Consider the following 13,831-nt stretch of genomic DNA (forward strand, 5'->3'; position numbering starts at 1 on the left):
AGGCGGCGCCGTCCAGATCTGCGCCGCACGTGGCGCACGTGGCATCCGACGGGTCGCTTCCCGGCGAGGGGTGCCCGACGTGACCGGCGACGATGGGCTGCGTCGCGGTGGCCACGAGGTCGGTCGAGGCATACGTCGCCGTCAGGGACGAGGGTTGCGGAACGTGAACCAACGTGAGCGCGGCGATAGTCGCGGTCATCAGGACGCCGACGAGCACGACGACGTGCGCCCGCGCGAATCGGCGCGGGCGTCGCATTGGTGCGTACGTCCCCTTCATAGGGCGCAAGCGTAACCCGCCGTGAGGGTCCGTGAAGTGGACATAGGGCCTACGGCCGTGGGCCGGAACCTGACCCCCGCGGCGCGGCCACGGCGTCGGCCGCCTTGGTGGAGGCAAGGGTGAGGGCCCGCTCGAGCGGGCCGGCCCCCAAGAACACCCGCCACACGGTCGCCGCGGCCATGAGAGCCAGGGTCAGGACGGCAAAGGCGACGTTCGACGGATGCCACACGATCTGGTCGCCCGCGATGGCGATCACCACAATCTGCGCCGAATACACGCTGAGCGACATCGAGCCAAAGGCAAGCGCAGGCAGGAACACCGGCGTGGGCCGCGCGATCCACAGGCACACTCCGATGACGAGCAGAGCCACGAACGTGTTGCCGACCATCTCGAACGGCGACGTCGAGTGCGCCGTCAGGGACGCCCACCACGGGCCGGTCGCGGTCTGCCACGGGGCCGCTGCACCCACAAGAATGGCCACGCCATAGGTCACGGCCGTGCCGAGGGCTCCGGTCCACACCAGCGCCGATGCCACGGCGGGCTCGCGCAGGCGCAGTTTCCCCACGGCCATTCCGACCAGCACGTAACCGGTCCACGCCATCGCCGGATAGTAGTAGTGCGTCACCGCCTCCGCGACGGGGATTCCGTCCCAGGCTCCCTCGACAAAGCGGAAGGCCACCGCTCCGCCCACGAGCACTCCTGAGCCAGCGACCGCCAGTGCGCGCGGTGTCCACCGGATCGCCGGAATGACCAGCAGGAACATCACGCCAAGGTTGCCCAGGATGACCGCTACGGGCGTGCCGAGTGCGTTGAGCACCAAGCCCACCGCCACGAGGATGACCGCCCTCGTCGCCACCCGTACCGCCGTGTGCTCGGAGCCGACGCGGTCGGACGCACTCATGATCGAGATGGTGGTCCCCGCAAGCACGGCGAAGACGGCGGACGGCCGGCCGTCCGCGACCCACAACCAGCCCCAGCCCGCAGCATCGTCGCCGCGGAGCCCCGAATCGCCCACGTGCGCCGCGAGCATGCCGATGATCGCCGCCGCTCTGGCGAGGTCCAGCCCGACGATGCGCCCGGGCCAGGCGCTCACGCGAGTCATGTGTGACGGTGCCGTCGCCGGTTCGGCGGCCGCGCCTGCGGTCACGAATCGTCCCCAATACCGGCGGCTTCCAGCACTCCGAGGGCCCACTCGTAGTGGGCGCCAAGGCATTCATGCGCGACGTCGCCAAGCGTCTCATCGCCCAGCCATTCCATCGACTCGCTGGTGGTGAGTTCTGCCTCGGGTATTGCCGCCACGATCGCGCACACTCGGTCGTGAGACGCGACGAGCGCGGCTCGCGCGGAGTCGTAGTCGCGGCCCGCATGAGCCTGGTAGAGCGTCTCGTTGAGGGCGTCCAGGTCGCGCCACGTGTAGCCCTCGGCGGGGTAGGCCACGGTCTCTCCGGCCCGGTCGGCATCAATCCAGCCCTCGAACAATTCGTGCCATGCGCTCAGGTGCGATAGCACGTCGGTGGCGGTGCGGCCCAAGTAGGCGTCACCCAGGAAGGCCGCTGGGTGCGCGTCGGCCACGGCGAGCAGTCTGGCCAGGCCAGCGTCTGCCTCGTCGATGATCTGCACGTGTCCACGGGGCATCATGACTCCATGCTAGGCGCGGCCCGCTCGCGCCGCACGGCGGGCGGGGGACAGGGGCGCTCGCGAGCGGGCGCACTCGGTCCATCGGCCGTGGCGGCTAGGCTAGGCGTCATGCGCATTGCCCGATTCACCACCGGTGGCGATCCCCGGTATGCCGTCGTTGAAGGAGAGCCGGGCGAGCAGGAGTTGATCGTCCTCAGCGGCGATCCGATGTACATCGCCGGCAAGCCCACGGGTGAGCGGCTGCCGTTGACTGACGATGTGCGCCTGCTGTCGCCGGTCATCCCCCGGTCCAAGGCGGTGTGCCTTGGCAAGAACTACGAGGCGCACGCCAAGGAGATCCCGCACCTCGGCCCCGCATCCGATGTGCCCATCATCTTCCTGAAGCCCAACACGGCCGTGATCGGGCCCGACGACCCCATCGTGTTGCCGTCGTACTCCCAAGACGTCCAGCTCGAGGCGGAGTTGGCCGTGGTGATGGGCAAGCTGTGCAGGGACGTGAGTCCGGAGCGCGCCGAGGATTACATCTACGGCTTTACCTGCGCCAACGATGTGACTGCCCGTGACCTGCAAAGGCGCGAGGACCAGTGGTTCCGCGCCAAGGCCTTCGACACCTCCCTTCCGTTGGGGCCGTGGATCGAGACCGAGCTGGCGCACGATGACGTGGTGATCTCGTCGCGCATCAACGGCAAGACGGTTCAGACGGGCAACACCTCGGACATGCTTGTTGATGTCATGAACGCGGTGTCGATGGTGTCGGAGATCGTGACGCTGCTGCCCGGCGACGTGATCCTCACCGGGACCCCTTCGGGGGTGACCGCGTTGCACCACGGCGACGTCGTGGAGATCGACATCGAAGGCATCGGCACGCTGCGCAACCCCGTGCTCCGGCGCGGCTGAACGCCCGGCCCAGGAAAGAGACACCATGAGCAAGGTCCGCGTCCGATTCTGTCCGTCGCCCACCGGGATGCCCCACGTGGGCATGGTGCGCACGGCGCTGTTCAACTGGGCATATGCGCGTCACACCGGCGGCGAACTCGTGTTCCGGATCGAGGACACCGACGCGGAACGCGATTCCCAAGACAGTTACGAGCAGCTGCTCGACGCGATGGAGTGGCTCGGCATCACGTACGACGAGGGCCCCGACATCGGCGGTCCCTTCGGCCCGTACCGTCAGTCTGAGCGCCACGACCTGCACGCCGAGGTGGTGCGCGAGCTGATCGAGGGCGGATACGCCTACGAGTCGTTCTCGACGCCCGACGAGGTGGAGGCGAGGCACCGTGCCGCGGGCCGGGACCCCAAGCTCGGTTACGACGGATTCGACCGCGATCTCACTGACGAGGCCAAGGCCGCCTTCCGCGCCGAGGGCCGCGAGCCGGTGATCCGTATGCGCATGCCGGACGAGGACATCACGGTGACCGACATGATTCGAGGGGACGTCACGTTCCCCGCGGGAACGGTGCCCGACTACGTCATCGTGCGAGGAAACGGCATCCCGCTGTACACGCTGGTGAACCCCGTGGACGACGCCCTCATGAGGATCACTCACGTGCTCCGCGGCGAGGACCTGCTGAGTTCCACGCCACGACAGATCGTGTTGTGGCGCGCGATGGTTGAACTCGGCATTGCCGACGCGGTGCCCGCCTACGCGCACATGCCCATGGTGTTGGGTGAGGGCACCAAGAAGCTGTCCAAGCGGGACCCGGAATCTAACCTGTTCCATCACCGTGACCGCGGGTTCTTGCCGGAGGGATTACTGAATTATCTGGCTCTCTTGGGTTGGGCGATCGGGCCCGACCGGGACGTGTTCACCGTGGACGAGTTGATCGCGGCGTTCGACATCGCGGACTGCACGCCCAACCCGGCACGCTTTGACATCAAGAAGGCGGAGGCCATCAACGCCGAACACATGAGGATGCTCCCCACGAGCGAGTTCGCGGCCCGCGTGGTGCCGTACCTGCATGCCGCTGGTCTGGTGGGTGCCGACTCGGTGCATGGCCTCACGCCGCACGAGGAGGGGACGCTTGCACTGGCGGCGCCGCTCGTGCAAACACGCATGACCCTCCTGGGCCAGGCGCCGGGAATGCTGGGCTTCCTCTTTGTGGGCGACGAGGACTTCGACTACGACGAGGCCGCCATCGCAAAGTTGCCCGACAACGCGGTCGAGGTTCTCGACGCCGCCCTCGGTGTGCTCGAGGGGCTCGACGACTTCTCCGCCGCCGCGCAGCAGGAAGCGCTCACCACCGTGCTGGTCGAGCAGATGGGCATCAAGCCGCGCTTAGCCTTCGGTCCGTTGCGGGTTGCCGTGACCGGTCGACTCGTCTCGCCGCCGCTGTTCGAGTCGGTGGAGATCCTCGGTCAGGATCATGCGGTGGCGCGGCTGCGTCGGTTGCGCGCAGTCATATCGGAGTGAACGTGAAGGCCATCGCAGGGGTGCTGCTCGACATCGACGACACTCTGGTCAATACCCGCGCCGCGTTCCGCCACGCGCTCGCCGCGGTGGCCGAGCACTACCTGCCCGAGCCGCACGACCTTGACGCCATGGGGATTCACTGGCGCATCGACGCAAGCGGCTGGTATCGGGCCCACACGCGCGGCGAGATGACCCACCGGGATCAGCGCCTGCGCCGCGCCAACGAGCTCCACGAGGCCTTCGGGGGCGCGACGATGGACGACGACGAATATGCGGCGTGGGACACGATCTTCGAGGCCGGGTTCCGCGCGGGGTGGGTGGCGCACCGCGACGCTGCCGGGATGCTAGACGCGTTCGATCGATGCGGCATCACGTACGGCGCCGTGTCCAACGCCGATCACCGCTACCAGGAACGCAAGCTCGAGCGCAGCGGTTTGGGGCGGGTGCAGATGCTCGTGGGTGTTGACCGCTTCGGCGTCGGCAAACCCGATCCGCGCCTCTTTCTGGAAGGCGCCCGCATGCTGGGGCTGGATCCGGCATCGGTCGCATACGTGGGCGACGAGAAGGACATCGACGCCGGCGCTGCCGTCGAAGCCGGGCTCGCGGTGGGCGTCTGGCTGGATCGACCGGGTTCTCCGCCCCAGGCGGGCGAGTTGGGCGACAATGTGGTGAGAGTCGAGTCGCTTTCTGACGTTCCACGGGTGCTCGGGCTTGCCGGCTAGAAAATAGTTCGCGGGCCGCTACAACCCTTTTGGCTCGCCGGGTGTCTCACACTATGAAGGCCAACACTTGGAGGCGCGGATGAGAACGTGGGCGAAGGTCATGGAGACGGTGGTGCGAGAGCGCCGCCCCGCCCTCGTCGGTTATGCGTACCTGATGACTGGTTCGCGTGTTGAGGCCGAAGACCTGGTCCAGGACGCGATCGTTCGTACCTTTGCTCGGGGCCGAGCCAAGAACTCGGTGGTGCAGGCGGAGGCGTACATCAAGCGCGCCATCGCCAACGAGGCGATCAACCGCGCGCGCCACCGCATGGTGGTCGAGCAGCGCAAGCCGCTCGTGGCTACTCCGTACTCGGTGCCTGGACACGAGTCCATGGTGTCGGCACGGGCGGACCTGGAGGCCGCACTTGAAGTGCTGAGCCCCAGGGAACGCGCCGTGACGGTGCTCAAGTATGTAGACGACCTGACGATCGCCTCGATTGCGGCGATCCTCAAGCTCAGCGACGGGACGGTCAAGCGGTATCTCGCCAACGCGGCCGTCAAGCTTCGTGAGCAACTCGGAGACGATGCGGTGAACCTCACTGAACGGAACACCGTTCCAGTAATTCTGACGGAAAGCAGGCCATGATGGATCTCTCTCAACGGTTGCACTCGCTCGCCAGCGACGTGGGCAACGACTACGCGATGTCCGCGCCGGAGGACGCCGCCGCCCTGATCGGCAAGGCACGTCGCGGCCGCATGGTGTGGACGTCCGGCGTGGGCGCGGTGGCGGCTGCAGGTGCCGCAAGTCTCGCCTTCGGCGGGCCGGCAGTCGCATCCGTCCTCTCGGGCGGCGACACGCAGTTGGCACCCGCTGGCACCACCAGTGAGTCGACGTCGACAGATGAGTCTGTCACCACGACCGAATCGGATGACGCGTTCGAGACGGAGTCGAGCGACGACTCGACGCCCCCGACCACTACATCGGCGTCTGCGCCGGGTGGAGTGATCGATCTGACCGGTGGCAAGACGGGTGAAGGTGATGACGACGCGTACGACGACGACGCGTACGACGATGACGACGCGTACGACGATGACGACGCGTACGACGACGAGGTTGAAGACTCCGACGAGACCCACAGCGACGACTCCGCTGAAACCCACAGCGACGAGCCTGACGACGACTGATCGCCACACCGGGCGGCCCGTGAGCCGCCTCCCCTAGGACCCCACCGCGCGCGGCCCACTTCTCACCGCATCGGGCCGCGTGCGGTGGTCCGGTGGCGCCCGTGTGACGGCGTTCCGGTTTGGGCGAAGGCGCGGCCTCGGGTAGAGTTGTCACTCGGTTCCGCGAGGAGCCATTGGGGTATGGTGTAACTGGCAGCACGACTGATTCTGGTTCAGTTAGTTGAGGTTCGAATCCTTGTACCCCAGCCGCAAACAAAGGCCCGCGCGAGCGGGCCTTTGTCGTCCCATCAGTTCCCGCACTACGACAGGGTGATCCGTTCGCCGTCCCACCCAACGGTCACCTCGTCACCTTCCGCGAGCCTGCCGCCGACGATCTCCTTCGCCAGTTCGTTCAGCACCCGGGACATGATGAGGCGCTTCAGGGGGCGCGCGCCAAACTGCGGATCGAAACCGTCGCGCGCGAGTGATGCGCGCAGGTCTGGCGTCACGGTCAGGGTGATGTCCTTCGCGCTGGCGATGCGGTCGACGGCCTTGGCGAGTTCGGCGTCGACGATGCCTTCCATGGCCGACGGGTCGATGCGGTCGAAGACGACCACATCGTCGAGGCGGTTCAGGAACTCGGGGCGGAAGGCTTGCTTGAGCACCACGTGCAGTTGAGCCACCAGGCTGTCGCGGTCCTGGCCGTCCCACGCGAGAACCAGATCGGACCCAAGGTTGGAGGTCATCACGATGATGGTGTTCGTGAAGTTGACGGTGCGGCCCTGGCCGTCGGTGAGGCGGCCGTCGTCAAGCACCTGGAGCAACACGTTCCACACGTCGGGGTGCGCCTTCTCGACCTCATCGAACAGCACGATCGAGTAGGGGCGGCGACGGACGGCCTCGGTGAGCTGACCTCCCTGGTCGTAGCCGACGTAACCCGGGGGAGAGCCGATGAGCCGACTCACCGCGTGAGCCTCCATGTACTCCGACATGTCGATCCGAATCATGGCGCGTTCGTCGTCAAAGAGTTGCTCGGCAAGCGCCCGGGCCAGCTCGGTCTTGCCCACGCCCGTGGGCCCCAGGAACAGGAAGGAGCCGATGGGGCGGTGTGCATCGGCCAGGCCGGCGCGGGCGCGACGGATCGCGTCCGATACGGAGGCGATAGCGCGGTCTTGGCCGACCACTCGCCCGTGGAGGCGCTGTTCGAGGGCCTCCAGCTTCGCCGACTCCTCGGTGAGGAGCTTCTCCACGGGGACGCCCGTCCATCGTGCGACCACCGCGGCGATGTCTTCGCCGGTGACCTCCTCGCGCAGCATTCTCTGCTCAGGGGCGATCGCGTCCAGCTCGGCGCGTGCATCCGCCATCTGCTTCTCCGCGGCAGGGATCTCGCCGTAGCGGATGCGCCCGGCCTTCTCCAACTCGCCGAGGCGCTCGGCGCGTTCGAGTTCGCCGCGGAGCGACTCCAGCCGTTCGGTGGCCCCTGAGACCCGCACAATGAGGTCCTTCTCCCGAGCCCACCGCATGTTCAGCTCTTCCGACTCGGTCTTGAGTCGGGCGATGTCGGCGTCGATCTCGTCGCGGCGTACCTTGGCGTGTTCGGACTTGTCCTTGGCTACCTGCGTCCGTTCGATCTCAAGTTGCATGATGCGGCGCCGTGCCCGGTCCAAGTCGATGGGCATCGAGTCGAGCTGCATTCTGAGCGCGCTGGTGGCCTCGTCGATGAGGTCCACGGCCTTGTCCGGCAGGAAGCGGTCGGGGATGTAGCGGTCGGACAGGGTTGCGGCGGCCACGATCGCCTCGTCGGTGATCTTGACGCCGTGGTGGACCTCGTACTTCTCCTGAAGCCCACGCAGGATCGCCACCGTGTCGTCCAGGCTGGGCTCGCCCACGTAGACGGGCTGGAAACGGCGCTCGAGGGCCGAGTCCTTCTCGATGTGCTCCCGGTACTCGCCCAGTGTGGTGGCGCCGATCATGCGCAGCTTCCCGCGAGCGAGCATCGGCTTCAAGATGTTGCCCGCGTCCACCGAGCCGTCGGCCTTGCCCGCGCCGACGATGGTGTGCAGTTCGTCGACGAAGAGAACGATGCCGCCCTCGGCATCCTCCACCTCCTTGAGGATGGCCTTGAGGCGCTCCTCGAACTGGCCTCGATATGCCGCGCCAGCCACGACCGAACTCATGGCGATCTCGACCACCCTGCGATCCTTGAGCGACGAGGGCACGTCGCCCGCGACGATGCGCTGGGCGAGGCCTTCGACGATGGCGGTCTTGCCGACGCCCGGCTCACCGATCAGGACGGCGTTGTTCTTGGTGCGCCGCGTCAACACCTGCATGACGCGGCGGATCTCCTCGTCGCGGCCGATGACGGGGTCGAGCGCGCCGACTTCCGCGAGCGCGGTGAAGTCTTGACCGAACTGCTCGAGCGCGCTGGGCTGTTGCTCCTGGGAGGGGGCTTGGGGCGCGGTGGTCATGGTGAAACTCCTTGCTGTTCTCGGCACCGCCAAACCTGAGCGATGTTGACTCAAGTTTACATAAGCCAACTCCTTTCCCGCAAGTGCTGGGGTTCATCATCACGGGGGCGCCGAGATTGGCTTTTGTCGATGCCCATCCGGTACTCTTGTTTCTCGCGCCCGCTGACGGTGGTGCGCAGCTAGGGCCCCGTTGTGTAGCGGCCTAGCACGCCGCCCTCTCAAGGCGGTAGCGCGGGTTCGAATCCCGTCGGGGCTACGATCTTCCTCCGCCATTGGCGGGGGTTTTCGTGTTTCCCGGGGCTGTGGGATGTACCCGGCGCGGCCTTGGAGGGTCGATAGTGGTCGTGAGGCAGCAATGAGCCCCACTACGGAGTTGACGTCATGCTCAAGGAACAGTTCGCTTCGGCGCTCGTTGCCGCGCGCACTGGCGCACCGTGGGCATGGGAGGCGATCTACCGCGACCTCGCCGGCGTCGTCGGGGGCTACCTTCGCGGTCACGGGGCACCGGATGTCGAGGACCTCGTGTCCGAGACCTTTCTGAGCGTGGCCAAGGACATCCATGGCTTCAGCGGGGATGAGGACGCGTTCCGCTCCTGGGTCTTCACCATTGCTCATCGCAGGTTGCACGATGCGTGGCGAGTCCGTGGGCGGCGCGTTCCGGTGGCGGACGGGGAAGATTCCCAGGCGCGAGCCGAGCAACGGTGGCAAGGCAATGTGGAAGACGAGGCGATGGCCTCGATGTCGACCGAAGAAGTGGAAGCCCTCATCGGACACCTGACCGCACCCCAACGTGACGTGATACTTCTCCGGGTCGTCGGCGATCTCTCGGTCGCACAGACCGCGCAGGTTCTCGGCACGTCCGAGGGGGCGGTCAGGGCTCTACAGAACCGGGCTTTGCGAGATCTTCGAAAGGTTGTTGGTGATGACGCGTAACGAAAACGGTCCGCTCAGCGATGACAGGGGTGAGATGAATCACCACACACCCTTTGCGCAGCGCGACGCGGATGCCGCAGTCGGCGGTCGAGTCCCGGCGAACCCGGAACTCGTCGCAGTTCAGCGTGCGCTGACACACATGAAAGAGGCGCTGGTTATGCAACCCACCCCTGAAGCCGTTTCCACCCACGCCGCGCAGTTCGCCGCCGCAGTGCACCCGCCCACCTCGGCCCCCGAGGCGCGTCACGCGTCCCCGTGGCGCCGCCGGGTATCCGCAGCGGTCGCCCTTGCCGTCGTATCGGGCTTCGGGGTCGCGGGAGCCGCAGCCGCAGACGAGGCCGCTCCGGGGGATGCGTTGTATGGCATCGACCGAGCACTCGAAACCGTGGGGATTCTCAACGGCGGCACGGGCGAGCGACTCGAAGAAGCTAAGAAATTGCTCGACAACGGTGACGTAGATGCGGCACTTCAGCTCGTCAGCGACGCGATCGAGAGCGACGGCAACAACGAGGCCGCAACAGGTTTGCGGAACGCCGCCCTCGCGGTGGCTTCGCAGTCCTCGGGTGACGATGTCCGTTCGCGGGTGTCGGCGATGCTTGAGTGGATGGCTGGCGAGGACTCCAAGGGCGCCGAATTTGGCGCGGCCGTAAGCGAACGCGCCCGACAGCTTTCGGGCAATGACGCCCCCAACGACGACGCGGCCGGCAACGCCAACGACCACGCTGCTGGCAACGCTGGCGATGACGCCGCCGACAATGCCAATGATGACGCCGCCGACAATGCCAATGATGACGCCGCCGACAATGCCAATGATGACGCCCAGGGTCAGCCTGATGTTGCTGGCGAGAACCGGGCCCCCGCGGCGGATGAGGCTCCCGGCGTGGAGGTTGGCAAGCCCTAGTTGACGTCCTCCCATGTGGCGAGTTGCGACTGCCACCGCCCGACCAAGTCGGGCGGTGGCACGCCGCATGCGGGGTCTTCGGCTTCAATCCTGGGCCGGCGAGCGGCGATGAAGCGATAGACCGCGTCGCGCCAAGCCACCGGCACCACTCGCAGGGCCGTGGCTGCTCGCCACGGCCACGGCAGACCGGCGGCCACCGCTACCACCGCATCCGACTGCACATGCCCTGTGCCGTCCCACACCAGCAGCGTGGATTCGGTGATGTGGGGCGCAAGTCCAGCGCGGTCCACGACGGCCTTGCCCACCTGTCCGGCCGAACCCGCGATGAGGAATCGGCCCTCTGCATCGTGCCTGATGAGCCAGGCCACAAAGCCGTTGCACAGGCCGCATTCGCCGTCGAAGACGACGATGGAGCGCGCGTTTGCCATGGCGACACAGTACGACGGCCGCGCGGCGACGCCAGACGGCCACCAGGCGCTCGGCGCCGATCTTCGGGTGGGCCTACACGCGCGAGGCGAGGAGTCGACCCCACTCGCGCGCGCGATCGAGTTCGCCCGGTCGGAGCATGCTGCCCTCAGCCTTCACGTTCTTCTCGTTGATGATGTAGAACCCCTGGGAACGGTTGGCGATGCTGTAGCCGCGCTCCACCAGGATCTTCTCGATCTTGCTGGCGCCACCATGGCCAAGCGGGCCGCGCACGCGCGTGTCGAAGGCGGCCGCGAAGCCAGACGCCGCGGGGAGGCCCTCGAGCCATGCCCTCAACGGCGGCTGGGAGAGGTCGGGAACGATGTCGCCGGGAGCCAAGGGCCGTTCCGCCACGGACTTCTTGGTCGTTGCGCTCGGCAGGCTGAACGCGTGAACCGGGGCCCCCACCACGAGCAGGAGGGCGGCAGCGGCCTCGGCCGCCTCGATTTCTCCCGTGTGGTGCACCAGCGTGTCTTCGCCGATGCCTTCGCCAATGGCGTGTGCAATTGCGGCGGTGTTGCCCCACAGTGATTCATAGACGACGAGTGCGCTCATACCCCCATTCCATCCCGTGGCGTCCGCCCGCGCAAGGGACCAAGGACTTCACGCGGGACCAAGGACTTCAGGCGACCTGAGTGCGCCGCAACACCTCGGTGAGCTGTTGCGCGGCGTCGACCACTGACCGGGCGTGGGCCGCCGCGGGGTGCAGCGTGAGCCGCTCAATCGGCCCGGAGATCGAGACTGCGGCGATGACGGTGCCTGCCGTGCCCCAGACGGGCGCCGACACGGAACTCACGCCGGGCTCACGCTCGCCGGCGCTTTCCGCGTAACCCTGTTCGCGCACCAACGCCAGGTCCGTCGCCGTGAAGCGCGATCCTTCGAGGCCCGCGTGCATGTGCTGAGGATCTGCCCACGCCAACAGCACCTGAGCGGCCGAGCCAGCGTGCATGGTCATGGCCGTCCCGACGGGAATGGAGTCGCGCAGCCCGACGGGGCGGTCGGCGGCGGCGATGCAGATGCGCTGACTTCCGTACAGACGGTACAGCTGTGACGATTCGCCGGTGCGGTCGCGAAGCACCGTGAGCACGGGCTGTGCGGCCGAGACGAGGCGGTCCTCGCCCACGGTGGCGGCGAGTTGGCTGAAGCGCGCACCGAGAATGAACGCCCCCGAGGTGTTGCGGCCCACGAGGTGGTGGTGTTCCAATGCAAGGGCGATACGGTGCACGGTGGGCCGAGCGAGGTGCGTGGTCTCGACCAACTTGGCGAGCGTCGCGGGGCCGTGTTCGAGGGCGCCAAGGATGGCTGCCGCCTTGTCAACGACGCCAACGCCGCTATGATTGTCCATAGAGCGATACTAGCGTCTCAGATAGTGAGATGTCGAGCAGTGAGAAGTGAGAGACCGGAGGGCAACGAATGCCCGGTCCGAAGGAGGAGCGCATGGGAATCACGCTTGCCGAGAAGCTGTGGCGGGACCATCTCGTCACCAAGGGCGAGGATGGCGCGCCCGACCTTATCTACATCGACCTGCACATGTGTCACGAGGTCACCAGTCCCCAGGCGTTCGAGGGCCTGCGATTGGCCGGTCGCCAGGTGCGCCGCCCCGACCTCACGATCGCGACCGAGGACCACAACACGCCCACGCTCAACATCGACCTGCCGATCGCGGACGAGACGAGCCGCATCCAGATCAACACACTGCGAGACAACGCCGCAGCCTTCGGCGTGCGTATCCACTCGCTGGGCGACGCCGACCAGGGCGTCGTGCACGTCGTCGGCCCCCAGCTCGGCCTCACGATGCCCGGCATGACGGTGGTCTGCGGAGACTCCCACACGTCCACGCATGGAGCGTTCGGTGCGCTCGCGTTCGGCATCGGCACGTCCGAGGTGGAGCACGTGCTCGCCACGCAGACCCTGCCGCTCAACGCCTTCAAGACCATGGCGATCAACGTTGACGGCAAGCTCCCGAAGGGCAGCACCGCCAAGGACATCATCCTGGCCGTGATCGCCAAGATCGGCACCGGTGGCGGACAGGGCTACGTGCTCGAGTACCGCGGCGACGCGATCAGGTCGCTCTCGATGGAAGCGCGCATGACGATCTGCAACATGTCGATCGAGGCGGGCGCCCGCGCCGGCCTGATCGCACCCGACGAGACCACCTTCGAGTATGTGAAGGGCCGCCCGCACGCTCCCGAGGGTGCCGACTGGGACGCCGCCGTCGAGTACTGGAAGACGCTCGTCACAGACGACGACGCGGTATTCGACGCCGAGGTCACCCTGAACGCGGCCGACGTGGAGCCCTTTGTCACCTGGGGCACAAACCCGGGCCAGGGCCTCCCGCTCAGCGCGAACGTGCCCAGCCCGGACGACTTTGCCGACGAGCAGGACAAGACCGCGGCCGCCAACGCCCTTGTCTACATGGGCCTCACGCCCGGGACGCCGCTGCGCGATCTGGCCATCGACACCGTCTTCCTTGGCTCGTGCACCAACGGTCGCATCGAAGACCTGCGCGCCGCCGCCGAGGTCATCAAGGATCGCACCAAGGCCCCCAACACCCGGATGCTCGTTGTCCCCGGCTCCGCCCGGGTGCGCCTGCAGGCCGAGGCCGAGGGTCTCGACAAGGTGTTCCTCGACTTTGGCGCCGAGTGGCGCAACGCCGGTTGCTCGATGTGTCTGGGCATGAACCCGGATCAACTGAAGCCGCAGGAGCGCAGCGCCTCCACCTCGAACCGCAACTTCGAGGGCCGCCAGGGTAAGGGCGGTCGCACCCACCTCGTCTCGCCGCTGGTCGCGGCCGCTACCGCGGTGCGTGGCACCCTGTCTAGCCTTGACGACCTCGACAACGCCCCCGCGGCGCTCGTGTAAGGGAGAAGGCTC

General features: G+C 67.1%; 15 protein-coding genes and 2 tRNA genes. 10 read left to right on the forward strand and 7 right to left on the reverse strand.

Annotated elements, in window-relative coordinates; genetic code table 11:
* The 3 genes from QZZ29_RS11335 to QZZ29_RS11345 all read right to left on the reverse strand — a co-directional run.
* Positions 1-199 (reverse strand): hypothetical protein (locus QZZ29_RS11335; RefSeq protein WP_291383372.1); only part of this gene is annotated, 199 nt, incomplete at its 3' end.
* Between the two features lie 127 nt (positions 200-326).
* On the reverse strand, positions 327-1,379 hold the full coding sequence (locus tag QZZ29_RS11340) for a heparan-alpha-glucosaminide N-acetyltransferase domain-containing protein (protein WP_291383373.1): 1,053 nt from the start codon (positions 1,377-1,379) through the stop codon (positions 327-329).
* Between the two features lie 41 nt (positions 1,380-1,420).
* Positions 1,421-1,915, reverse strand: coding sequence for a ClbS/DfsB family four-helix bundle protein (locus tag QZZ29_RS11345; RefSeq protein WP_291383374.1), 495 nt, complete (start codon positions 1,913-1,915; stop codon positions 1,421-1,423).
* 108 nt (positions 1,916-2,023) lie between these two features.
* Here QZZ29_RS11345 and QZZ29_RS11350 point away from each other — a divergent pair, with 108 nt between their 5' ends.
* The 6 genes from QZZ29_RS11350 to QZZ29_RS11375 all read left to right on the forward strand — a co-directional run bounded on the left by QZZ29_RS11350 (position 2,024) and on the right by QZZ29_RS11375 (position 6,457).
* Positions 2,024-2,812 carry a fumarylacetoacetate hydrolase family protein gene (locus tag QZZ29_RS11350; RefSeq protein WP_291383375.1) on the forward strand — a complete coding sequence of 263 codons (789 nt, stop codon included), beginning with the start codon at positions 2,024-2,026 and terminating at the stop codon, positions 2,810-2,812.
* 25 nt (positions 2,813-2,837) lie between these two features.
* On the forward strand, positions 2,838-4,325 hold the full coding sequence (gene gltX / locus QZZ29_RS11355; RefSeq protein ID WP_291383377.1) for a glutamate--tRNA ligase: 1,488 nt from the start codon (positions 2,838-2,840) through the stop codon (positions 4,323-4,325).
* Positions 4,326-4,327: 2 nt separating this feature from the next.
* A complete protein-coding gene (locus QZZ29_RS11360) occupies positions 4,328-5,047 on the forward strand; it encodes an HAD family hydrolase (protein WP_291383379.1) in 720 nt (239 codons plus the stop codon).
* A gap of 79 nt (positions 5,048-5,126) precedes the next feature.
* Positions 5,127-5,672, forward strand: coding sequence for a sigma-70 family RNA polymerase sigma factor (locus QZZ29_RS11365; RefSeq protein ID WP_291383381.1), 546 nt, complete (start codon positions 5,127-5,129; stop codon positions 5,670-5,672).
* Entirely contained in the window at positions 5,669-6,211 is a 543-nt protein-coding gene (locus QZZ29_RS11370; protein WP_291383383.1) for a hypothetical protein, read from the forward strand. The genes QZZ29_RS11365 and QZZ29_RS11370 overlap by 4 nt, the downstream gene beginning before the upstream one ends.
* A gap of 174 nt (positions 6,212-6,385) precedes the next feature.
* Positions 6,386-6,457: transfer RNA gene (locus QZZ29_RS11375), tRNA-Gln, on the forward strand.
* A 53-nt stretch (positions 6,458-6,510) separates the two neighbouring features.
* On the opposite strand, the gene QZZ29_RS11380 is transcribed toward QZZ29_RS11375, so the two are convergent.
* Entirely contained in the window at positions 6,511-8,658 is a 2,148-nt protein-coding gene (locus QZZ29_RS11380) for an AAA family ATPase (protein WP_291383385.1), read from the reverse strand.
* A 183-nt stretch (positions 8,659-8,841) separates the two neighbouring features.
* Here QZZ29_RS11380 and QZZ29_RS11385 point away from each other — a divergent pair.
* From QZZ29_RS11385 to QZZ29_RS11395, 3 genes are all read left to right on the forward strand, one after another.
* Positions 8,842-8,914 (forward strand) — tRNA-Glu (locus QZZ29_RS11385).
* A gap of 125 nt (positions 8,915-9,039) precedes the next feature.
* Positions 9,040-9,591 (forward strand): RNA polymerase sigma factor, encoded by a 552-nt coding sequence (locus QZZ29_RS11390; RefSeq protein WP_291383386.1) that lies wholly within the window; start codon positions 9,040-9,042, stop codon positions 9,589-9,591.
* Entirely contained in the window at positions 9,581-10,492 is a 912-nt protein-coding gene (locus QZZ29_RS11395) for a hypothetical protein (protein ID WP_291383388.1), read from the forward strand. The genes QZZ29_RS11390 and QZZ29_RS11395 overlap by 11 nt, the downstream gene beginning before the upstream one ends.
* Here the strand turns inward: QZZ29_RS11395 and QZZ29_RS11400 are convergent.
* The 3 genes from QZZ29_RS11400 to QZZ29_RS11410 form a co-directional block, all read right to left on the reverse strand.
* On the reverse strand, positions 10,489-10,920 hold the full coding sequence (locus tag QZZ29_RS11400) for a DCC1-like thiol-disulfide oxidoreductase family protein (protein WP_291383390.1): 432 nt from the start codon (positions 10,918-10,920) through the stop codon (positions 10,489-10,491). The genes QZZ29_RS11395 and QZZ29_RS11400 overlap by 4 nt on opposite strands.
* A 73-nt stretch (positions 10,921-10,993) precedes the next feature.
* Positions 10,994-11,512 carry a hypothetical protein gene (locus tag QZZ29_RS11405; RefSeq protein ID WP_291383391.1) on the reverse strand — a complete coding sequence of 173 codons (519 nt, stop codon included), beginning with the start codon at positions 11,510-11,512 and terminating at the stop codon, positions 10,994-10,996.
* 67 nt (positions 11,513-11,579) lie between these two features.
* Positions 11,580-12,302 (reverse strand): IclR family transcriptional regulator, encoded by a 723-nt coding sequence (locus tag QZZ29_RS11410; RefSeq protein ID WP_291383393.1) that lies wholly within the window; start codon positions 12,300-12,302, stop codon positions 11,580-11,582.
* A 92-nt stretch (positions 12,303-12,394) separates the two neighbouring features.
* Between QZZ29_RS11410 and leuC the strand changes: the two genes are divergently transcribed.
* Positions 12,395-13,819 (forward strand): 3-isopropylmalate dehydratase large subunit, encoded by a 1,425-nt coding sequence (leuC, locus tag QZZ29_RS11415; protein WP_291383394.1) that lies wholly within the window; start codon positions 12,395-12,397, stop codon positions 13,817-13,819.
* The last annotated feature ends 12 nt before the right edge of the window (positions 13,820-13,831 follow it).

Origin of the sequence: Demequina sp., assembly GCF_016278765.1 — a bacterium.
In the GTDB taxonomy this organism is placed as follows: domain Bacteria; phylum Actinomycetota; class Actinomycetes; order Actinomycetales; family Demequinaceae; genus Demequina.